The organism is Brevibacillus schisleri (assembly GCF_055685845.1).
On the sequence record NZ_JBVNDM010000001.1, the window covers coordinates 4895336 to 4916273 of the forward strand.

Annotated in this window: 20 protein-coding genes; 6 read left to right on the plus strand and 14 right to left on the minus strand. The window is 48.4% G+C overall.

Annotated elements, in window-relative coordinates; all coding sequences use genetic code 11:
* Positions 1 to 22 precede the first annotated feature (22 nt).
* From ACUUHJ_RS23255 to ACUUHJ_RS23290, 8 genes are all read right to left on the minus strand, one after another.
* Complete coding sequence (locus tag ACUUHJ_RS23255; protein WP_016743046.1) at positions 23 to 793, minus strand: DeoR/GlpR family DNA-binding transcription regulator; 771 nt, start codon at positions 791 to 793, stop codon at positions 23 to 25.
* Between the two features lie 19 nt (positions 794 to 812).
* On the minus strand, positions 813 to 1277 hold the full coding sequence (locus ACUUHJ_RS23260) for a CoxG family protein (protein ID WP_472300045.1): 465 nt from the start codon (positions 1275 to 1277) through the stop codon (positions 813 to 815).
* Positions 1278 to 1304: 27 nt separating this feature from the next.
* Entirely contained in the window at positions 1305 to 2144 is an 840-nt protein-coding gene (locus ACUUHJ_RS23265) for an NAD(P)/FAD-dependent oxidoreductase (protein WP_289673992.1), read from the minus strand.
* The gene (locus ACUUHJ_RS23270; protein ID WP_289673993.1) at positions 2141 to 3556 is read right to left on the minus strand and encodes an NAD(P)/FAD-dependent oxidoreductase; all 1416 of its coding nucleotides are present in this window, start codon (positions 3554 to 3556) and stop codon (positions 2141 to 2143) included. Before ACUUHJ_RS23270 ends, ACUUHJ_RS23265 begins: the two co-directional genes overlap by 4 nt.
* Positions 3557 to 3718: 162 nt before the next feature.
* A complete protein-coding gene (locus tag ACUUHJ_RS23275; RefSeq protein ID WP_289673994.1) occupies positions 3719 to 5761 on the minus strand; it encodes a methyl-accepting chemotaxis protein in 2043 nt (680 codons plus the stop codon).
* A 214-nt stretch (positions 5762 to 5975) separates the two neighbouring features.
* Positions 5976 to 6563: a DedA family protein gene (locus tag ACUUHJ_RS23280; protein WP_289673997.1), complete on the minus strand. Its 588-nt coding sequence runs from the start codon at positions 6561 to 6563 to the stop codon at positions 5976 to 5978.
* Between the two features lie 190 nt (positions 6564 to 6753).
* Positions 6754 to 6960 carry a YqgQ family protein gene (locus ACUUHJ_RS23285; protein WP_015892550.1) on the minus strand — a complete coding sequence of 69 codons (207 nt, stop codon included), beginning with the start codon at positions 6958 to 6960 and terminating at the stop codon, positions 6754 to 6756.
* Entirely contained in the window at positions 6957 to 7355 is a 399-nt protein-coding gene (locus ACUUHJ_RS23290) for a hypothetical protein (protein WP_016743052.1), read from the minus strand. The genes ACUUHJ_RS23285 and ACUUHJ_RS23290 overlap by 4 nt, the downstream gene beginning before the upstream one ends.
* A 22-nt stretch (positions 7356 to 7377) precedes the next feature.
* Between ACUUHJ_RS23290 and ACUUHJ_RS23295 the strand changes: the two genes are divergently transcribed.
* A complete protein-coding gene (locus tag ACUUHJ_RS23295; protein ID WP_472301234.1) occupies positions 7378 to 8715 on the plus strand; it encodes an MFS transporter in 1338 nt (445 codons plus the stop codon).
* 63 nt (positions 8716 to 8778) lie between these two features.
* On the opposite strand, the gene abc-f is transcribed toward ACUUHJ_RS23295, so the two are convergent.
* The 4 genes from abc-f to ACUUHJ_RS23315 form a co-directional block, all read right to left on the minus strand.
* Entirely contained in the window at positions 8779 to 10704 is a 1926-nt protein-coding gene (gene abc-f / locus ACUUHJ_RS23300; RefSeq protein WP_472300046.1) for a ribosomal protection-like ABC-F family protein, read from the minus strand.
* A gap of 459 nt (positions 10705 to 11163) precedes the next feature.
* Positions 11164 to 11961 carry a stalk domain-containing protein gene (locus ACUUHJ_RS23305; RefSeq protein WP_472300047.1) on the minus strand — a complete coding sequence of 266 codons (798 nt, stop codon included), beginning with the start codon at positions 11959 to 11961 and terminating at the stop codon, positions 11164 to 11166.
* A 99-nt stretch (positions 11962 to 12060) separates the two neighbouring features.
* A complete protein-coding gene (locus tag ACUUHJ_RS23310; RefSeq protein WP_087346214.1) occupies positions 12061 to 12999 on the minus strand; it encodes an AEC family transporter in 939 nt (312 codons plus the stop codon).
* A 13-nt stretch (positions 13000 to 13012) separates the two neighbouring features.
* Positions 13013 to 13414, minus strand: coding sequence for a hypothetical protein (locus ACUUHJ_RS23315; protein WP_016743057.1), 402 nt, complete (start codon positions 13412 to 13414; stop codon positions 13013 to 13015).
* Between the two features lie 1327 nt (positions 13415 to 14741).
* Here ACUUHJ_RS23315 and ACUUHJ_RS23320 point away from each other — a divergent pair.
* The 5 genes from ACUUHJ_RS23320 (at position 14742) to ACUUHJ_RS23340 (ending at position 18922) form a co-directional block, all read left to right on the plus strand.
* Positions 14742 to 15569, plus strand: coding sequence for an amino acid ABC transporter substrate-binding protein (locus tag ACUUHJ_RS23320; protein WP_472300048.1), 828 nt, complete (start codon positions 14742 to 14744; stop codon positions 15567 to 15569).
* Between the two features lie 175 nt (positions 15570 to 15744).
* Positions 15745 to 16578 (plus strand): amino acid ABC transporter substrate-binding protein, encoded by an 834-nt coding sequence (locus tag ACUUHJ_RS23325; RefSeq protein ID WP_289674006.1) that lies wholly within the window; start codon positions 15745 to 15747, stop codon positions 16576 to 16578.
* Positions 16565 to 17260 carry an amino acid ABC transporter permease gene (locus ACUUHJ_RS23330; protein ID WP_289678135.1) on the plus strand — a complete coding sequence of 232 codons (696 nt, stop codon included), beginning with the start codon at positions 16565 to 16567 and terminating at the stop codon, positions 17258 to 17260. The genes ACUUHJ_RS23325 and ACUUHJ_RS23330 overlap by 14 nt, the downstream gene beginning before the upstream one ends.
* 17 nt (positions 17261 to 17277) lie before the next feature.
* On the plus strand, positions 17278 to 18012 hold the full coding sequence (locus ACUUHJ_RS23335) for an amino acid ABC transporter ATP-binding protein (RefSeq protein WP_016743061.1): 735 nt from the start codon (positions 17278 to 17280) through the stop codon (positions 18010 to 18012).
* Positions 18013 to 18547: 535 nt separating this feature from the next.
* Positions 18548 to 18922 (plus strand): YybH family protein, encoded by a 375-nt coding sequence (locus tag ACUUHJ_RS23340; protein ID WP_289674008.1) that lies wholly within the window; start codon positions 18548 to 18550, stop codon positions 18920 to 18922.
* Positions 18923 to 19012: 90 nt separating this feature from the next.
* On the opposite strand, the gene ACUUHJ_RS23345 is transcribed toward ACUUHJ_RS23340, so the two are convergent.
* Positions 19013 to 19783, minus strand: a complete 771-nt coding sequence (locus tag ACUUHJ_RS23345) for an ANT(4')-I family aminoglycoside nucleotidyltransferase (RefSeq protein WP_472300049.1) — start codon at positions 19781 to 19783, stop codon at positions 19013 to 19015.
* Between the two features lie 169 nt (positions 19784 to 19952).
* Positions 19953 to 20876 (minus strand): LysR family transcriptional regulator, encoded by a 924-nt coding sequence (locus tag ACUUHJ_RS23350; protein ID WP_289674010.1) that lies wholly within the window; start codon positions 20874 to 20876, stop codon positions 19953 to 19955.
* Between the last annotated feature and the right edge of the window lie 62 nt (positions 20877 to 20938).

Here is a 20938-nt window from a genome sequence, read left to right on the forward strand (position 1 = left end):
ACTGCCTCCCTCACCATTTGCTTTACACGGATGTCTTAGCAACGATGACTTGCAATCCTTCCTGAGCAAGCCGCCCAGCAAGAGATTGGGGTAGTTCCTCATCTGTAATGACTACGTCGATATCGGATAGCTCTGCCACTCTCATAAAAGCGGTTACATTTATTTTGGAATGATCAATCAAGGCATATGTTTCTTTGGCGTTTGTAAGCATCAGCTGCCTGATGTCTGACTCGCCTACATGGTAATCCGTAAAACCAGTTTCGGCTGCCAATCCCCCCACACCAATAAATGCTTTGTCCACAAACAACCCCTCGAGGCTTTTCCTGGCAATCGGACCGGACATGGCCAGATCCCCTGCCCGCAATTCACCCCCACTCATGATCACCTTTGCATCCGGGTGATGAGATAGCTCCAATGCCACCAGTAGCGCATTGGTTATCACCGTAATCCCCTTTTTATGGTAAAGGTGTTTGGCGAACAATTGTGTCGTCGTGCCTAAATCAATATAGATCGCGTCGCCGTCCTCCACCAAAGAGGCGGCGGTGACTGCAATCGCCTCTTTCTCCGCCAAGTTTAATCCACTCCTCTTGGCATAAGGAGGCTCCACGTTGGTTTTATTCAGAATAGCGCCACCATGCACCTTCTTGAGTAGTCCCTGCTGCTCCATTTCATACAAATCACGCCTGATTGTTTCGCGGGTCACCATTAGTCGGCTGCATAGCTCTGCAATACGAACGGATTGATTTTCTTGTAGCATTTGCAGGATCAGCTGCTGTCTTTCTTCTTGTAGCATGGATGATCACCATCTTCTCTTAATTGTAAATCTCCTGACTAGACTGAAACAAGATTTGGACGTTCGTCGCAAATTCTTCTGCCTTTTTCTTCACAGTCCCCTTCATTAGTATATCTCCTAATGATGCCAATCGTCCTGTCATTTGCAAATCCATCTCGTATTGAACCCGTGTGGTTCCCGGCTGTTCCTCTTTTAACTGAAGGTGCAATTGATTGCGGAACAATCCTGCCAGCGCTACTGGTTGTCCGGTCATCTCCACTTGCAGCGCTTCTCCTTCTACCGCTTCTCTTAATTCCCCGGTGACACGGAATGGAATCGTCATAAACTGTATTTTCACTTCCATGTTCGCTTCATAACGGGTTGGGCTGCTCATTTTTACTTCTTTGCAGCCGGGTACGCAGCCTGACAGCTTCTCTACATCCATAAAGACCGACCATACATCCGCTTTGCTTGACTGAATCGTAAACGAGTCGGATAGCTTCATCGTAAACTCTCCCTTCTGATGCCCGCTTTAAAAGAGGTGTTTGGCTATTTCTTTTGCCAATTCCATTGAATTGGAGTGATCATCTTCGCCAAGGCAAGTACAGCTCCCCACTGCATAAATATCTGGCAGATTCGTTTTCCCCGTGGCATCTACGATAATCGCATCGTGATGATCTCTCTCGATTGGCGTTCCTTTCAAGAAAAACGTGCAGGGTACCCGACCCTTTGCAAAAATGAGCGTATCGCACGCCACTTCGCTTCTCTCATCCGTCATCCGATTCCGCAGCTGCACTCCTTCTACGCGGGACAATCCCTTGATAGAGATAAGCTCCCATTCTGATTCAGCATATTTGACCAGATTGCTCGTCTCTTTTTCCAGAAGGACCGCTGTACTGCGAGAGATTCTGCCATTCTCGATCAACACAATCTTTCGGCCCGGCTGATGTCCTCTCTCGATCAGCTGCATCGCCATCATCGGCGTCATGACTCCTGCTGGACGTGTCCCCGGAATTTTGTGCGCCTCACGCGGTTTTTCCAGCGAGCCTGAGGCGATCAGTACCTTTTTTGCCTCAATAGAATAGGTGCCCATCGGCGATTGGACGTACAACTGGTGCAGCTGACCGTTTGCCCCTGGGAAAAAACCGACGACAGTTGATTGTTCGTGAATCTCGTAGGGAAGCGACGCGGCTTTTTCTATCAGTTCCCGTTCTGGAGCAAACTCATCAGAGCTCCAATACGGTAAGGTGAAGCCACCTCTTCTCTTCTGATAATCGATCATCAGAACAGAGCTGACTTCTCCTTCCCACGCTGAAAGGGCTGCCGTCAATCCCGAGATTCCTGCTCCAATGATCACCAATTCATACTTCATAACTGCTCCTCTCCTTGTGCTACAGCTAGATAAGAGTTTCTTACTCCTTTTAAAGGCTGCTTCCCGGTCTGTTCAGGATAGGTCTCGGTCATAACATCGATGATTTTGGGAATACAGCAGTTTCCTTGGCACTCTCCTAAGGTAGCGCCCGTCCGCCGCTTCACGCCATCAATGGTCTGCGGGGTGAGTGGACGCTTCAAGGAATGGACGATTTCACTCCGGGTAATCGAGCGGCACAGACAAATGATTTCTCCTGTATCCTGCTCCTCTGAAAAGAGATCGGGAAGGGTGTGCTCTGCCTGTTCGTTTGCCAGCAGCTCAAGTCCAGCTTTCTGGAGTGTTTCCACTACCAGCTCTGCTATGCCAGGGGAAGCAGATAGTCCGGTGGAACGAATCCCGGCAGCATGAATCATACGTGGCTGCACAGCGGATGGACGGATGACAAAATCTCCTTCGCTGCAAACTGCCCTGACCCCGGCAAACTGACGAATCGTGGAAAACTGCCGCGTGTCAGGAACGAGTTTCTCACAGCCTGCCAGCACCGATTCCATCCCGGCCTGTGAGGTGGAACGATCCCATTTGTCCTCTTGGTCCTCCGCCGTTGGCCCAAGCAAAAAACCACCGAACACGACTGGCGAGACCAACACGCCCTTGGAGGTTTTCGTAGGAACCGGCAAGATGATCGAGGAGATGGATATCGCCTCTTCAGTCAGGATAAACTGGCCTTTGCGCGGTGAAATCGAGAAGCTCTCCTCTCCCACCATCCTGGCAATCTCATCAGACCATAATCCGGCAGCATTCACCGCATAACGGGTCGTGACCGTTTCCCCATTTTCCAGCGTAAGGAGCAAGTCCTCTCCATCCGGTACCGTCTCGATGTGGGAGACGCCTTGTCCAAGCACAACCTCCGCACCGTTTACCACTGCTATCTCTCCGAAGGCTCTGGTGGCCCAGAATGGATCGCAGATAGCTTCACCCGGCACTGCCAATCCACCTGTTACCTTGGTTGTCACAGCGGGATTCATCTCCAGAATCTCCTCAGCAGACATCCAGTGAACATCTACGTCATTTGCTTTTGCCTGGGGAACATAGGTGGTTTCGATGATCTGCTTTTCTTCTTCATTTGTCGCCACCATTACGGCGCCACATGGAATGAAGGGGATTCTCAGATTCTCAACCAACATCGGCCATAAGCGGTGGGAGCGGCGAAGGCACTCTGCCTCAACTGTGCCTGGCTTTGCATCAAACCCGGTATGAACAATCCCACTGTTCGCCTTGCTTGTCCCTTCACAAACGTCAGGCTGCTTCTCGATTAAAAGCAGTTTCAGTTGATAAAACGAAAGGGCACGCAATATGGCTGTACCGACTACTCCACCACCAATCACCACAACGTCATACTTATGGTTTTGCATTCTGTTCCACCAGCCTTGGATTATTGTTTGCAAAACATTGCTTTTGTTTGCTTTATTCCAAATTCATTATATTCCGACTTGTATTTTTCTGTCAATAAAGCGAACTGCTCCCATCGCATGACAGCAGCAGTTCATCATTTTGCATTTTTTTGCAAACAGAGTTTAGAGTGTGAAACGGTTGATCATTTGCTGTAATTCCTTCGCCATTTGGTTTAGCTGCTCGGCGGATGTAGAGAGCTGGTCCATCGAGATGCGCTGTTCTTCCGTTGAAGCAGCCACACCCGATGCACTTGCGGCAGATTCCTTTGCAATCAAGGACAACTGCAAAATAGATGCCGTTACCTGTTCCGTTGCCGCTGACATTTGTTCGGCAACGGAGGAAATCTCCTGAATCTGATCGGCTACATCCTGAGTAGAATCCATGATCCGGCGGAATGCTTCCCCTGTCTCATAGGCAATCTGGATTCCGGTTTCTACCTCGCGTGTTCCCTCATCCATGGCTTGTACCGCCGAAGTCGTTTCCCGTTGGATTTCGGTAATCAGGTTGGCAATTTGGTTCGCGGAGTCATTGGACTGCTCTGCCAGCTTGCGCACCTCATCTGCTACCACTGCAAAACCTCTTCCCTGTTCACCTGCACGCGCAGCTTCAATCGCCGCATTGAGCGCCAACAGGTTCGTCTGGGATGCGATGCTTGCGATGACTTCCACGATCTGTGAGATTTCTGCTGAGCGGCTATCCAACGAACGAACGACATCGGCAGAATGGCTTACGGATCGGTTGATCGAATCCATCTGTCCTGACACCTTTTCTACGGATTGGTTGCCCGCCACCGCTTCGTTTGCCATATGTTTCGAAGATTCGGCCATTGTGGATGAGGCTTCGGCAATCCGCTGAATACCGATGGCCATCTCTTCCATCGCACGCGCACTTTCTTCGGCACTATGCTGTTGATTCTCCGTTCCGGTCGCTACCTCTTGGAACGACGACGCAACCTGACCAAAGGCAAGTCGTGCTTCATGAGACTTCTTTGCGGAAGTTTCTGAAACAGTTCCGACTTGACCGGTATAGCCGCTAATATTTTTCATCATTCCGTGCAGATCCGCAACGAATGCATTCACTGCTGTCGCCACGTCGCCAATCTCATCCTTGCGCCGGATTGGGATCGTCTGGGTTAAATCCTTTTTTTCCACCAGGTTGACGATGCTTGCTTTTAGCTGTAGCAAAGGGCGTGCTACCTGTCGATTGATGAACCAATACAAGAGCACAAGGAAAATACTGATCGAGACACCAAAAATAATCAGGCTGATGTAAAAGTATTGGGTAACCGGTCCGTTAATTTCTGCTGCGGGCATGACAGTAGCTAGTGTCATGCCTGTTTCCCCGATAGGAGCGAAGGTGACGAATTGCGTTTGACCAGCGATGGTTGCTTGCGTCATACCCGTTGCGGTTGCTTCTGTTATTTGATTGGCAATGTCCCGCAGTCCCGTTTCAGATTCGTCCGTCATTTTCACCTGCAAGTTCTTTTGGGCATCGCGATGGGATACGTAAATGCCCGACTTGGAAACGATAAAACCATAGCCCGTTTCACCAACCTTCAGATTTTCGATGCTTTTGTTAAGCTCCGTAAGCCCGATATCCAATGTCGTCGTACCGCTGATTTTTCCTCCCACCTTAATGGGTGCAATTGCTGTCACCATAGGAACTTTGGAAATCGGGTCGGCATACGGCTCAGTCCATACATATGGCTTGTCCACCATCCCCGCCTTGTACCAATCCTGCGCGAGATAATCATAGCTACCATCGCTATAAGCCGGATCGAGCTCTACTTTGTCGTTATTGCGGATGGCGTACCTGCCGTACAGCTTTTGCGTGCTGTCGAAGCTGTATGGCTCCATCCAAAATCCACCGCCCACAATCAAAGGCTCAGACGCTACGACATCGACCAGCGTCCCTTCCATTTGCTTGATTGTTTCCTTGGAGCCATGCGAGACAGAATAAGTGAGTGTTTCCGAGAGCTTGCCTGTCTTGTCCAGCATCCCATTCAGATAAGCCGCCTCTTTGGCTACCTGCATTTGTAACTTTGCTTCTACTTCATTCGAGATAATTTGCTCAAACTGGAGAAAACCAAACACTAGCTGAAGAATAAAAATACCGATCGTGATAGCAGCCAAAATGGTTACCAGCACATTTTTTATGCTCCTCATGCAACAAAAGCCTCCAATCATACAAATTTTTAAAAATGGAAATTCATGACACGACGACATTTGGTAATTTACCCCATTGTTACCAAATGTAAACTTCTTCTTTACAAACTTTTAAAAGTATCAGAACAGAACGATAATAAATCCGCATAAAAAAAGGCGCCTTCCATCCGAAAAGCTCGTGGATAGTAGACGCCGCACTAAGAATTCATATCGGTTACGAAACAGGTGGTTGCTTATTCGTTCGAGGTCCTTTCATTCCACCAAGACGCTGCAACTGGCGAATCATAAGGAACGAAAACCCTGCAAAACAAACAATCGTCAATGTAATTTTGCTATATTGATAAACGCCCGCAATCATTATTTCCAGTTGATCATAGAACAAGTAGCCTGCCACATAGTAATGCAAGGTCCAAACGATACTGCTCGGCAAAAAGAATAGAAGGAATTGCCGAAACGACATTCGGCTGGCACCAGCGAGGATAGGCACGATATGACGAATAATCGGAAGAAAGATACTAAAAGCAAGCAGCCAGCCCATTGACCCGCGCAATGCCGACAGTCTATCAGCACGCAAGCCCAGCCTCCGGACCATCCACCCAAATGCCTTCGCTCCCAGCAAGTATCCCACGCAAGAAACGATGAAAAAAACGGGGTATATAACTGCAAATGCTGGAAAAAAGTCCGCTCCTGTATTGGCAACCTGTGCCCCCATGGTCATGACCGTAATCTCATCAGGGATGAATTTTCCCAGCATGCCTGTAACCATCTCCCAGAATAGCTCGTAATACCCTGTAAACTCCACCTGTGCCGCCTCCTTTCTCTCTGTACTCTATCCTAACGGGTAAACCTTTCAAAAGAAGACAGATATCCTTAAGAAAAGGATAAGTATTTCTGAAGAATTTCTTACAAAATACAATTCGAGATGCCCAAACAAAAAAAACGTGTTCACCAACTACCGCTTACACACGGCTTGGCAAACACGTTCTTACGCTCTATTCTCTTCCCTCAGCCTTACGCTTGCTGCGCAACGCTGACATGGCTTCAATGAACTCTTCCTTGTCAATGACATTCAGCTCATATAGCTCCCGAATTTCATCTTCTATCAACAGCAAATCCCCTTCAGGATCACCTGTATAAATAACCAATCCGAAACGGTGCAGAAACGCCTTCAAATCGAATTCATTCGGGTTTATTTTCAATGAGCTCCCTCCAGATCGATTTCCATCCTTGCGAGGACGGCATCGTAATCAAACTCGACAGCAAAGCCGGTAATGACGATGATCTTCGCGTGTGGATACGCTTCTTGCCACGCCTCCTCCTCTTCCGGTTTCAATCCGACGATATACAAAGGGTCCGCGGATAGCTGCGGGTGTTCTTGACACAAGCGTAAAAACTCTTTGCATCTCTCCTGTTCGACAGCCGCATTCAGAACGAGGACAGCTCGCTCAACTTCTCCGGACTCTCTTTGTTTAGCCAGCAACTCAAACGTTTTGACCGAAGGCACAATGGCATTGATCTCAGGAAAACGATCGAGCACTTCATCCAGCCAATCATCTTCATGCCAGGCCAGGTAGTAAAGCATCGCAGTAGACATGTAACAAACACCTCATGGATATATACTTGACAATATAGGTAGCCATTCTTGTTTCTTTTCTATTATAGCACGTCTCGCTATAACTGCCCACGCTGCTGGCTTGACTTCGCCATTTCCTTCACGTAAGGTGGAAAAAGCAAACAATTCGCTTGAACAGATTTTTGTGCGAAAAGAGGTAGACGTTGTGAATAAGAAGCACCTTGCCCTCTTGTTCTTTATTGCTTTTTTCATCATGCTCGGTTTTGGCATCATTATCCCCATTCTTCCCTTTTTCGCGGAAAAATTGGGTGCGACTTCGTTTCAAATCGGCGTACTTTTTGCCAGCTACAATATTATGCAGCTGGTGTTTGCACCGATTTGGGGAGCACTTTCCGATAGAGTCGGGCGAAAGCCACTCCTATCATTTGGGCTGTTCGGCTTTTCCATCACCTTTATCCTGTTTGGACTCGCTGACAGTTATACAGAAATGCTCCTGTATCGCATTTTGGGTGGAATCGTCTCGGCTGCCGCATTGCCAACCGTAACCGCAATGGTAGCGGATCTCTTCCCTTCAGAAGAACGGGCAAAAGGGATGGGGGTCATTGGCGCCGGGATTGGACTTAGCTTTGTCTTCGGTCCGGTCATTGGTGGACTGCTCAGCAAATTCGGCTTTGCCGTTCCCTTCTACGCTTCGGGTATCGTGGCGTTGCTTACGTTTTTCCTGATCCTGTTTTCCTTGCCAGAGAGCTTGCCGAAAGAAAAACGGGCGAATCTACAAAAAGAACAGCGGCAAAATCCGCTTGTCTCTTTGTTCGGATCCATGTCCTTGCTGTACGGTATTTTGTTCACTGTTTCCTTTGCTTTTTCCGGACTGGAAACGACTTTTGCCCTGTACATAAGTGATTTGTACGGTTTTACCTCCATAGACCTCGGCTACATGTTTCTCGTCATGGGCTTGATCGCTGCCGCCGTACAGGGCGGGCTGATCGGAAGAATGGTCAAGCAGCTAGGGGAAGCAAGTGTCCTCGTCATGGGGATGATTCTTTACGGCATTGGATTTTTCGCCATTCCGTTATCGGGTAACTTTTGGGTGCTAGCGCTGATCCTCTCCTTATTCGGGGCGGGACAAGGCATGATTAGAGCGACAGCCACCGCAATGATCACCCAGCGAACCACGCAAGGCCAAGGCGTGACAAGTGGAGCAATCAGCTCGATGGACAGCCTAGGACGGATCTTGGGTCCATTAGCTGGTGGAGCGGTTTACCAAGTCTCCCACGGCGGTCCGTTCTTCCTCGGAGGGGTCTTGATGGTGCTGCTCCTCCTGTGGTTTGTCAGCAGCTATCGCCGCCTGCCAGACCCTAGCACACAAGCACAATCGTAAGCCATACAAAAGGAAGCACCGCCAGCATCAACACTTTGCTGACGGTGCTATTTTTATGGCAGCCTACTGTTCCTGTAGCTCCATCCAAACTGAAAAGGTTACCTCTATCTCCTGCTGTACCTGGTCAATCGACTGTTGCCAAGCCACTAACTGCTCGTAATCGGCCCCTTCACTTTGGAGCAAGGCAGTCAGTTCGCCTTTTCTTCCTTCTAGCGAGGCTATTTTTTGTTCAAGCTCTGCCAGCTTGTACGGATTTGGACGTTTAGCTGTCGCATTCGTCACGGCCGTCACTTGGACTTGTTTAACTGCTGACTGCTTTCTCTCTATTTCTTCTGGCTTACCCGCACGAGCAGCAATCCTCTGTTTTTGCTTCTCCCTTGCTTCCCCATAGGAACCCACATCGTGAACCAGCCGCTTATTTTCTACCCAAAACACACCATCTGCCATCTTTTGCAGGAAATAGCGATCATGCGAGATGATAAACAACGACCCGCGAAAATCCGCCAAGGCTTCCTCCAATGTTTCTCGCGCTTCAATATCCAGATGGTTGGTCGGTTCGTCCAGAATGAGCAGGTTGATTTCCTGATGCATCATTTGGGCCAAGCGCAGTCGCATCCGCTCTCCGCCGCTCAACTGCCCGATCCGCTTGAATACTTGTTCGCCGTAAAACATAAACCGCGCCAGCAAATGTCGTGCTTCCGGCTCCGTCACGCTGGCTACCTCGCGGAAAACGTCAATCAGACGTTGATTTTGGTCCCCTTCCAAAGCTTGCTGTGACAAGTAGCCAACCTTTACGCTGCTGCCAATTTTGAGTGTACCTGCGTCTGGCTCAATCTCTCCCAGCAGCATGCGAATCAACGTGGATTTACCGCAGCCATTTGGTCCAAGCAGCGCTTTTCGCTCTCCGTAGCGCAATAAAAAGCTAGCATCCGCAAACAACTGTTTTCCGCCAAATGCTTTCTGTACCCCCGTCGCTTTTAGCACATCCTGTCCGCTTCGGTCGGTTTTCATAAACTGCAAGCCCATGCGATCCGCTTCCATTTTCGGTCGCTCGATACGCTCAATCCGTGCCAGCGCTTTCTCCATGCTTTTTGCCCTTCGGTGAAAGGCTTCGTTCGGTGGATTGGAGCGATTGCCCCACTCCTTGAGCCGTTTGATTGTCTCTTTCATTTTCTTGATTTGTTTCTGCTGTTCCTGATAAGCGGCAAACTGGCGCAACAAACGCTCCTCACGTTCCGTAGCGAATGCACTGTAATTACCGATATAAAATTCGGCTTCTCCTCCGTCCACATGATAGACAGACGTGACGACCGCATCCAAAAAATAACGGTCATGGGAGATAATCAGGATCGTGCCCTGATAATTTTTTAAAAACTCCTCTAGCCACTCCATCGACTCCACATCCAAATGGTTGGTCGGCTCATCCAAGAGCAGAACATCGCTTTGTTGACAGAGTAGCTTTGCAAGGCCAGCCTTCGTCTTTTCCCCACCACTGAGCTGGGCAAAAGGTGTCGCTAACAGCTCCGAACTAACTCCCAAGCCCTGTGTCACCTGGGTCATTTTCGTCTCCCACTGATAGCCATCCCGCTGTTCAAATTCATCTTGCAGCTTTTGATAGCGTAGCATGAGGCGGTTTAGCTCTTGTTCATTTTCGTAAAGCAAACCCATCTGTTGCTCGAGCTCGCGCATCTGCTCCTGCAGCTTGATGACATCCGCAAAAGCACTGGCTACAACATCCGCCCCCGTCCACTCCGCCGGATACTTCGGCGTTTGCGGCAGGTACGCCCATATCGTTCCTTTTGCCCGAAAAAGCTCACCAGAATCAGGGCTTTCGATACCTGCCAACAGCTTGAACAACGTGGTTTTGCCTGCTCCATTCGGTCCTACGATCCCGACGCGTTCTCCTGCTTTGATTTCCAATGTGATATCTTGTAAAACCGGATCAGCTCCGTACGATTTCTGCAATTGCTGTGTCGCGACAATAATCATGATTGTTTCCTCCTCGAAATGAATGTTGGTAACGGTTCAAAATAATGGATTTCCTGGTGGCCCCGGCACAATTTTGAGACCACACCGCACGTACGAGTGGACGCAAAAAAGCCGCAGGCCATTACCTGCGGCATCGTGAAAGGGACCGACCTTACGTCAGTTACCCATTATAGACAAGAACAAACCGCCCCTGATCGATGCATGGTACGCCTATGGAAACTCCGTTCAGTTGTATGCGCAAAAAAGGACAGACTGGTCCCGTTGAATGTAAAATCATGCGTCATACTGGAAGTTTCTACCACAAACCATGCTTGAAGAGTTCCGGACACGTACACACACCTCCATTTCTCAAGGGATAGGAAATCACAACCATATCTTACATCAGGAGTTACACAAAAACAAGAGGGCCTGCTACGTGCTCCTCGTTAGCAGGCCCTCTGCGTCGTTTGTTCGATTTTTTTATCGGCTTCCGTTGCCCTCTGTGGGAAACAGCGGCTTCTTCGTCTCTGCATCTAGAAAGGAAATCGTCGTGTAAGGTGGCAGCTTCACTTTTGCCGCCAAATACGGATAGGAAATCACTTGCGGATACATTTTGCCCGGATCAGGCTGCGTTTGTTTGACATATACAAAAAGCTGCTCCAAGCTCTGCTCGACTTTGGTTACCTGCAGTCCGTAGCCAGGATTCGGTGAGGATCCGCGTGCGATGACATAAAGATCTCCCTGCTTGTGTATGCCTTGCTGTTCTTTTACCGAATCAATAAACGTACGTTCCTGTTCTGTCAGCTTATCGGCATCGACAAGCGTAAAGGCACTTTCTTCCCCAGCCATCACAATTTCCACCGCCTTTTTCTCGGCATTCCACGTGATTTGATGTCCGGCCTGCTCTGCCATCCATCTCAACGGCACATACACTTGCTTGTCACGAACGATTGCGCCCTGCCCATCTAACAGCCACTTGCCATTCAACGCTACTTTTCCTGTAACGAGATGGAACGTCAGCGTCCCTTTTGCCAGCTTCATTTCTCCATTCGTTGCATCTTGTTTCCAAGTGCCTCCTAAAATCCGGCTCGCATCCTCAGCAGTTACATAGGTACGCTGCTGGACGAGAATTGGTGCTTTTGCCAAGGAAGATTGCTCTCCGTTTACCAGTATCGCATTTGTCGTTGTTTGTGGTGTGCTAGTCACTGCCGCCTGCACAGGATAAGCCGCCAACACTTGCAGTGTCAGGGCAACAGCCAAAATCGATTTGCCTTTCATTGTTGTTCCTCCATCCCTAATCATCATTTTCGTCATTCTTTACTTGTTAGACATAGGTTACCTCTGATTCGTTTCACTATGACTGAGATTTGCGAGGGATTAGTGCAAAAGCCAATTTCCCATGACCAGAACAACCGGGATGGACAAGAGTGCCAGCAAGGTGGAACAAACCGTCGTCATGGCCCCCATCTCCTCGTCCGCCGCATAACGCCCGAACAAAATCGAGGCCAATGTCAGGGTGGGCATCGCTACTTGCACAAGGGAAACGCTGACGATCTCGCTGTCGATTGAAAAAACGGACAAAAGAAACGCCGTCATCAGCGGAAAAACAACGAGTTTAAACGTGAGTGGCATGCTCAAAAGCTTCAAGGATACTTGCGGTTTGTTGCGCAAAAACATAGGCAAAAGCATACCAATATACATCATAGCTAACGGAGAGGCGAGCTTGGACAGCGTTCCAAACAGCTGCTTCACAGGCTCAGGCGGCACAAACCCGATGATGGCAGAACCGAGTCCAAATACAATCGCGATCATCGGGATGTTGATGAGTGTCTTGAGCCCTTTCAAGGAAAAGCTTCCTTTTTCCTGGAGCATCATCACCCCTACTGTCCATAACACAACATCCACACCTGCGTCGAAAATAGCCGCCAAGAGTGCCCCTTTTGGCCCAAATAATGCCGCACAAAGCGGTAAACCGATGAAGCCTGTATTCCCCAAGCCAGACAAGAGCGCGATCTCCCGACGTTTTTTCACAGGAAGCGGAAGAGCACGCGCACCTAACCAGCCGATGAAAATACCCAAGCAGTTCAGGATAATAGAAATGAAGAATATTGCAAAAATTTGGTATAAAATTTGTTGATCAATCGTTGTCTGAAAGATCCCGTCTAAAATAATGCACGGCATGGCTACGTTAATAATAATCGTGATGACGAGTTGGCGGGAGTCCGCAGTCAAGGGTTGTCGGTAGCCGATTAAGCTACCGATCCCAATGATGACGGCCATGATGAGGATGGACTGCTGCAACGTTTGTAGTTCCATGCTGCCCTCCTGCCTACATTTCTACCGGAAGCCATTCGAGTTTTGTCGGCTCCCCTTTTTCACATGTTCTGAGCAAATCCCCGCACAAGGGAACAACCTGCTCAAGCGGTACACACCAGGAAAGGGGGAAGGCAACCTCACTACCCTCGATGACGAGCGTGGACATCACCGCCGATTGCTTGTCTGCTGCAAGGACAAAGTGCTGCTCAGCCGGCTCGTGTTCTTTCCATTGCACTAATACTTTGCCGTTGTTCCCACCTGCTACGACCAAATCCACATGGTCTCCATACGCTGCGTGAACCAACGTCCGCGTTACTCCATCCAATTGAGCGATTTCCTTCAGCACTTCATGCCAGGCTACATGCTTTTGCTCGATTCCACTTCCATCTGTATACATACGCCAGTCGTTTAACATGTTGATTGACTCCTTTTGTCGGTGCGCTCTCCTGTGAAGAACAAGCACGTCATTGCTTGTAGGCCTTTCAATTCGTACTAATTGTACGCTTCTTGACGGGGAACCTCAACCACTACTTCTGCGCCAAGTTTTCGTCTCATGCACATAGCCACCGCATGAATGGAGAATCTTAAAAGGGATAAAAAGTGTAAACGTTCTGTAGTGGTGGGGAGGAAACAGGAGAAAACGCTCAGATTCTTGTCCCACCCGCTGAGGGATTCACTGCCCGACTCCATGCAAAAAGCGAAACCGCGTCCAAAGTGGTCCTTTCAGGATGTATTTCAGAGGTGGACGCTTAAAGGCGTGTTTCGCTTTTTGCATTCCGTCTCGGTCGGTGTCCCTAAGATCTTCGCTGTTTTCTCCTGTTTCCTCTACGAGCTTTCCCTGTTTAAACGGGCTTTTAAAGATTTAACAGAATGAAGAGATGTCATCAGTTACGACAGAGAAGAATATTTCCAGACGTAGCGACTTGTGGAGTCCTACCGAGCGGAGAAGGGATTCGCGGGCAACAGAAACGCAACCGTGCCCACGCGACGTAGCGGCTACCACTTTTGCGTTTCCCCGCGAATCCCTTCGGAGCGGACAGTCTTAACCCTCAGATGGACGGAGCCTGGAGCCTAGACTGGAAATATTCTTTTCTTCACCGCAGATGCATATTTAGAGACCTTGAGTTGTTGCTGTAGTGTTGGGGAGGAAACAGGAGAAAACGCTCAGATTCTTGTCCCACCCGCTGTGGGGTTGACTGCCCGCCTCCATGCAAAAAGCGAAACCGCGTCCAAAGTGGTCCTTTCAGGGTATATTTCAGAGGTGGACGCTTAAAGGCGTGTTTCGCTTTTTGCATTCCGTCTCGGTCGGTGTACCAAAGATCTTCGCTGTTTTCTCCTGTTTCCTCTACGAGCTTTCCCTGTTTAAACGGGCTTTTAAAGATTTAACAGAATGAAGAGATGTCATCAGTTACGACAGAGAAGAATATTTCCAGACGTAGCGACTTGTGGAGTCCTACCGAGCGGAGAAGGGATTCGCGGGCAATAGAAACGCAACCGTGCCCATACGGCGTAGCGGCTACCACTTTTGCGTTTCCCCGCGAATCCCTTCGGAGCGGACAGTCTTTACCCCCAGCAGGACGGAGCCTGGAGCCTAGACTGGAAATATTCTTCTCTTCACCGCAGCTACATAGATCTCAATCCAAAGTAATCAAATAGGATTTAACAATATAAAGATTGACAAAGGCATGAACGACCACTACTATGAATCCATGAAATCCGATTAACATAAAGGGGATTACAACATGAAAAAAGTCATTCTTTCTACCCTACTCTCTTGTCTGCTACTAGGAATGGTTGGCTGCAGCACTTCCGGTTCTCCTTCTCAGCCGAATAATACGACTCCGCCTGCTGATCAAGCAGCTTCGCAAAATTTGCTGGAAAAAGTGAAAGCCGAGAAGAAACTCGTCATTGGTACGGAAGGTACATACTCTCCGTTTACGTACCATGATCAGTCGGGAACATTGACTGGCTATGATGTGGAAGTAATCACGGAGGTTGCCAAGCGACTCGGTGTAGAGCCTGTGTTCCAGGAAACCCAGTGGGATGCCATGTTTGCGGGACTCGACTCCAAACGCTTTGACGTCATTGCCAATCAGGTAGGAATCCGTCCTGATCGTCAGGAAAAGTACGATTTCTCCAAGCCATATACGATTTCCCGTGCGGTTTTGGTCACGCACAAGGACAATAACACCGTCAAAGACTTCAAGGATATTAAAGGCTTAAAAGCCGGACAATCCATGACCAGCAACTACGCTGACCTCGCCCGCTCCCATGAGGCAGAAATCGTCGGTGTAGACAACTTCAATCAGGCGATTGACCTGATCGCGCAAAAACGCGTGGACGTGGTGATCAACGATAATTTGTCGGTGCTTGATTTCCTAAAACAAAAGCCGGATACGCCAATCAAAATCGTGGCGAAAAATACAGAAGGCCAACCAACCGCTTTCATGTTACGCAAAGGTAGCACGGAATTGATTGATGCCGTTAACAAGGTGCTCGATGAGATGCAGCAGGACGGCACCCTTTCCAAATTTTCCGTCAAATGGTTCGGCGAAGATATCACGAAGTAATTCTTAGCCGTGAAGAAAATCTTTATCGTGGAAAAATCATGGGGAGCGACCGCGTTTATGCGGTAAGTTTTCATGCGCCTAAGAATTTAAATAAATTCTTAGCCGTTGACAAAATTGTCTGTCCCTTTTAGTATGTTCCTATTCAAATTCACATCGGTTTAGTGGGGGTTACTTTATGAAAAAACTATTATTTTCCCTTCTCGCTTCCACTCTGTTAGTCGCATTGGCAGGTTGCGGGTCGTCTTCAACAGGACAGCCACCGCAAAATAGTGCCGCTCCTGCCCCAACAGAAGGGAAAAAAGAACAAAACTTGTTGGAAAAAGTAAAAGCTGACGGTAAAATGCTGATCGGAACCGAGGGCACATACGCTCCGTTTACGTTCCACGATCAGTCTGGCAAGCTGACAGGCTATGATGTGGAGGTCGTGACAGAGGTAGCAAAGCGCATCGGCGTTGAGCCTGTGTTTCAAGAAACACAATGGGATGCCATGTTCGCTGGACTTGACTCCAAGCGCTTTGATGTCGTAGCAAATCAGGTAGGCATTCGCCCTGATCGTCAGGAAAAATACGATTTCTCCAATCCATATACCGTTTCCACAGCAGTCCTTGTCACCCATAAAGACAACACGACCGTAAAAGGCTTTGCGGATATTAAAGGTCTAAAAGCAGCGCAAACATTGACGAGTAACCTCACAGATATCGCGAAGAAAAACGGAGCGGAAATCGTCGGTGTGGAAGGCTTTAACCAAGCGATTGACCTGCTTGTTTCCAAGCGTGTAGACGTTACGATCAACGATGGGATTTCCCTGTTAGACTTCATGAAGCAAAAGCCTGATGTTCCGATCAAAATTATCGCAAAAGATCCGAACGTAGCGAAAAACGGCTTCCTCTTCCGCAAGGGCAGCACAGAGCTGGTTGATGCATTCAACAAAGCACTGGATGACATGACGAAAGATGGTACCCTCGCAAAAATATCAGAGAAATGGTTTGGTGCAGATGTTTCTAAGTAGCTTCTTTGAAAACCCAGAACGCCTGAACCGATGGATCGATATCGCGCAAAGCTCCTTTCTTCCTCTGTTGAAAGGAGCCTTGCTCTATTCTTTAACAATCGCCATCGCTGCCTTTTTCATTGGTCTGATCCTTGCCGTTCTCACTGCGCTGGCACGACTATCCGGCATTAAGCCGCTGATTGGCATCGCCCGCTTTTATGTATCGATCATTCGCGGTACTCCGCTATTGGTCCAATTGTTCATCATTTTTTATGGCTTGCCGAGCGTCGGCTTGATGATCGATCCGATACCATCAGCAATCATCGGCTTCTCTCTCAGCGTCGGTGCCTACTCTTCCGAAGTAGTACGTGCCGCGATCTTGTCGATTCAAAAAGGGCAATGGGAAGCAGCCTACTCTCTGGGAATGACCTACTGGCAAGCACTGCGCAGGGTCGTGCTCCCTCAAGCAGCTCGCGTCTCCATTCCTCCTTTGTCCAACTCGTTTATCAGTTTGGTCAAGGATACTTCGCTGGCTTCGGTCGTTCTCGTACCGGAGATGTTTCGCAAAGCCCAAGAAGTCGTTGCTGCGACATATGAGCCGTTGCTCGTCTATGCGGAAGCGGCCCTTATCTACTGGGTGATTTGCTTCGTACTCTCCATTATCCAGGATCGCATCGAAAGCAAGCTGGACCGTTATGTCTAAAAAGCAGGTGAAAACGAATGATTACGATCACGGATGTGCATAAACAATTCAACACCTTACATGTGCTCAAAGGCATTTCCCTCTCGGTGGAAAAAGGAAAGGTAGTCGTTATCATCGGTCCTTCTGGCTCCGGGAAAACAACCTTGCTTCGCTGCCTGAATGCACTTGAGGTTCCGACCAGCGGCAGCGTCCAGATTGGGGACGTCAAGCTGGACTTTTCCAAAAAAGTAGAGAGAACAAGTATTCCGAAGCTGCGGAAGCAAACCGGAATGGTGTTTCAAAGCTACAATCTGTTCCCGCACATGACAGCCCTTGAAAATGTGATGGAGGGGCCCGTCACTGTCAAAAAAGAAGACAAAGAGAAAGCACGTGCGAAAGCCGCTGCTCTCCTGACAAAGGTTGGTCTTGGTGACAAGCTGGACCATTTTCCTGCACAGTTATCTGGCGGACAGCAGCAGCGCGTTGGGATTGCTCGGGCACTGGCGATGGACCCGCAAGTCATGCTATTTGACGAGCCTACTTCCGCTCTCGACCCGGAGCTCGTTGGCGAAGTTTTGAAGGTGATGAAGGAGCTTGCCCAGGAAGGAATGACAATGATCGTCGTCACGCACGAGATGGGGTTCGCCCGCGAAGTTGCCGACGAGGTGATTTTCATGGACCAAGGCGTCATTGTGGAGCGAGATACACCTTCCCACTTGTTCGCAAAGCCGCGTGAGGAACGCACACGTCAGTTTTTGCAGCATTTGAAGTAGTAACCAGAAAAAAGACTCTGTCTCTCGTATAAGAGCACAGAGTCTTTTCTTTGCAATCGTACCTTAATCATCAAAGAAGCAAATTACTAGAAAAATAATAATGAGAATCCAAATGAACCCGCCACCAAAAAAGCCGAAACCATCGCGATTGCAACCCATAATCTTCTCTCCTCCTCTCATTGAGATCAGATGGAAGCACCGATCTGCTGGCAAGGATCAGTACTGCATTCAGCTTATGACAGTCTCATCTCCCCTGTATGGATGCCTGTCTATCCTAGCGATCAAAAAGAAAAAAAACGGGTGCTTGCCCCTCGGCATTTAGACAAAACCTAAAAATTAACAAATGCTTCATGTTCTCTCTACTCTTCCTTAACATCAGACAACTATCATGAATGTGTCAGACCCTACGATGGACATTACGTCCTCCATTTCCGCCCGAATAGCCCCCTTCTACATCGGGCGGGCTTTTTTTCTTTGCCGCAAACCTATAAAATATGGATAAATAGACCATTTTCAGCGGAGAGAGGGATCATTTGTGGAAGGGTATAAACAGGCGTTAGCGCAATATATAGAAGCTACTAATACACATGACTTTGCCAATGTAGAGAAAGTGCTTCATCCGAATGCCATTTACTGGTTTTCCGACAAGACTTGTACATCCATGAGTGAAATCCGCGCTTACTTTGAAAATGCATGGCATCTGATCAAGGATGAAGTGTATGCGGCTACGGATGTCCAGTGGATTGCTGTCGATCAAAGATCCGCTAGCTGTGTATATACGTATGAATATCAAGGCTATTACAACGGGGAATTCGTCAAAGGAAGTGGCAGAGCCACGAATATTTTCACGAAAACGGAGACAGATGAATGGAAGCTCATTCATGAGCATTTGAGCGGCAAAGTTGAGTAAGCAAAAAAGAAAAGCCTCGCTAGGAAGCAAGGCTTTCTTGGAAAGTTGAGACCCCTACGTTGCACGGGGTCTCATTAGTTTTTTTATCCATTAAAAAGGAATTCGCTCTGAATGAATCACATAGTGATGTTGTGTAGCCCACTCTTGGAGACCATCCCAGAATGCTTCGCAAGCAGTAACGATTTTTAATGGATCAGTCAGATCTCCCGCCATTACCAATCTGGCTACCTGATCGTATCCAGCCGGGCGATGCGGCAATTCCAGCGATTCTGGCAAAACCTTGGCCCCTGTCGAGTAGAGCTTTCGGTTATGCAGCCCGATCAACATCGCACCGTATTGGGCAAACTCCATGGCCAAGTAAGGCAGATAGGTATGTGGGCCGTCTAAATTTACGTTTCGCAACTTGCCAATAAACTCGTACATTTCCCCTACGAGAATACCGTTGATATTCTCTGTGAACTCTTCCTGCGATGGTGATTCTGCTGCTTTTTTGAGCGTTTCAAAAAAGCCCTTCGGATCGTACAGACTCAGCGGAGAAAAGAATGGGCCATGTGTCAGCGGCCAATCATCCTCGACAGTAGCGGCAGTGTTCAGCATAACATCTGCACTGCACACATTCACTTCCGCCTTCCAAGGTCCCGCTGACCATTCGTGGCTAAATTCTATTTCTTCCCCTGTTTCTTCTAGTACACAAAACATCTCGATATCCGAATAAGGGCCGTCTGTCCCACGAGAAATAGAACCATACACCCCAATGGCCAGAATCTTTTCTTTGTACACGTCATGCAATCTCGCAGCAATTTCTTGGCAGGTTTGAAATCGTTCACTTCGAGACATTTTTACAGGTCCATTCATGTTCATTTACGTACTTCTCCCTTGATATTTTTTGAGGTGAGCTGACACAAATACATGAATGGAGGACCTCGGGATTAACGGGGGACTTTTTTTGGATGCATGTGAACTTCCTCCCATCGACCAGATCGTACAGTTCATCATGATATGCATTTATTTTACCAAGGAAAGGAAAATCTTACGAGTGATTATTATTGATGGCGGAAGCCTGGGCGTTGTCGATGGCCGATTGAATATACGCTTGTAGCGTATCGATGAAGGTACGAGCCGCGAACCCCATATATTTGTCCTTGCGATAAACCAGACAGATGTCTTGGCTGGGTGTCGGATGCAAGAGATTGATGATCGCAATCTCGTCGTCGTTTACGTTTTGCAGCAGTAAGCTAGGCAGGATACAGCCCCCAATCCCCTTTTTTACAAGACTCAATTGAGACTGGAGTGTAGTTGTTTCGATATGAGGCTGCAAACGAAAGCCTTCCTGTATGCAATAGCGATTGATGAGCTGTCTCGCTTGATGATCCGGCGGAAACATCACCATTTTCACCTCTTGAAGCTGACCAAACTTGATTCCCTTTTCCTTGGCGAGTGGATGTGCGCGATGAACGGCAAGCGCGAACTCTTCATGAAATAGCGGAATGACAGTGATTCTCTCATCCGGCTCAGGTAACACAGTCACGCCCAAATCAATCTCGCCGGATGTGATTTGCTCCACGATTCTTGTAGACTCTATGACGGATAAAGATGTTTTCGGATACAAGCGGTGGAATTCTACAAGAAGAGCATCAAACAACAAATCGGCATCGCCAGGCAGGACACCGATCGTGAGCGTGCCCCCTTCGTTATTTTTCATGGCTGCAATTGCTTCACGTGCGTAGTCGATATGGGAAAAAACATGCCGACTCTGCTCCAGCAATACCTTTCCTGCTTCTGTCAGCGTGATTCGCTTGCCCAAGCGGTCAAACAGCGGGACACCCAACTCATTCTCTAAAAACTTAATTTGCTGGCTGAGGTTGGACTGAGAGGTACATAGCTTTTCTGAGGCCCGGGAAAAATGCATTTCCTCACATATTGCCATAAAATACTCCAATTGCCTGAGCTCCATTGCTTCACCCCTTGCGCCCATGATCATTTTTACTAATCATTCTCATCGGAAAAGCATGATTG

What these genes read in the sequence shown, in the direction of transcription:
- abc-f (WP_472300046.1), bottom strand. Translation starts at nt 10,704, where the DNA reads ATGATTATTGTCGCGACACAGCAATTGCAGAAATCGTACGGAGCTGAT.
- ACUUHJ_RS23345 (WP_472300049.1), bottom strand. Translation starts at nt 19,783, where the DNA reads ATGAACATGAATGGACCTGTAAAAATGTCTCGAAGTGAACGATTTCAA.
- ACUUHJ_RS23290 (WP_016743052.1), bottom strand. Translation starts at nt 7,355, where the DNA reads ATGTCTACTGCGATGCTTTACTACCTGGCCTGGCATGAAGATGATTGG.
- ACUUHJ_RS23315 (WP_016743057.1), bottom strand. Translation starts at nt 13,414, where the DNA reads ATGTTAAACGACTGGCGTATGTATACAGATGGAAGTGGAATCGAGCAA.
- ACUUHJ_RS23350 (WP_289674010.1), bottom strand. Translation starts at nt 20,876, where the DNA reads ATGGAGCTCAGGCAATTGGAGTATTTTATGGCAATATGTGAGGAAATG.
- ACUUHJ_RS23260 (WP_472300045.1), bottom strand. Translation starts at nt 1,277, where the DNA reads ATGAAGCTATCCGACTCGTTTACGATTCAGTCAAGCAAAGCGGATGTA.
- ACUUHJ_RS23325 (WP_289674006.1), top strand. Translation starts at nt 15,745, where the DNA reads ATGAAAAAACTATTATTTTCCCTTCTCGCTTCCACTCTGTTAGTCGCA.
- ACUUHJ_RS23310 (WP_087346214.1), bottom strand. Translation starts at nt 12,999, where the DNA reads ATGGAACTACAAACGTTGCAGCAGTCCATCCTCATCATGGCCGTCATC.
- ACUUHJ_RS23305 (WP_472300047.1), bottom strand. Translation starts at nt 11,961, where the DNA reads ATGAAAGGCAAATCGATTTTGGCTGTTGCCCTGACACTGCAAGTGTTG.
- ACUUHJ_RS23265 (WP_289673992.1), bottom strand. Translation starts at nt 2,144, where the DNA reads ATGAAGTATGAATTGGTGATCATTGGAGCAGGAATCTCGGGATTGACG.
- ACUUHJ_RS23320 (WP_472300048.1), top strand. Translation starts at nt 14,742, where the DNA reads ATGAAAAAAGTCATTCTTTCTACCCTACTCTCTTGTCTGCTACTAGGA.
- ACUUHJ_RS23330 (WP_289678135.1), top strand. Translation starts at nt 16,565, where the DNA reads ATGTTTCTAAGTAGCTTCTTTGAAAACCCAGAACGCCTGAACCGATGG.
- ACUUHJ_RS23335 (WP_016743061.1), top strand. Translation starts at nt 17,278, where the DNA reads ATGATTACGATCACGGATGTGCATAAACAATTCAACACCTTACATGTG.
- ACUUHJ_RS23275 (WP_289673994.1), bottom strand. Translation starts at nt 5,761, where the DNA reads ATGAGGAGCATAAAAAATGTGCTGGTAACCATTTTGGCTGCTATCACG.
- ACUUHJ_RS23270 (WP_289673993.1), bottom strand. Translation starts at nt 3,556, where the DNA reads ATGCAAAACCATAAGTATGACGTTGTGGTGATTGGTGGTGGAGTAGTC.
- ACUUHJ_RS23255 (WP_016743046.1), bottom strand. Translation starts at nt 793, where the DNA reads ATGCTACAAGAAGAAAGACAGCAGCTGATCCTGCAAATGCTACAAGAA.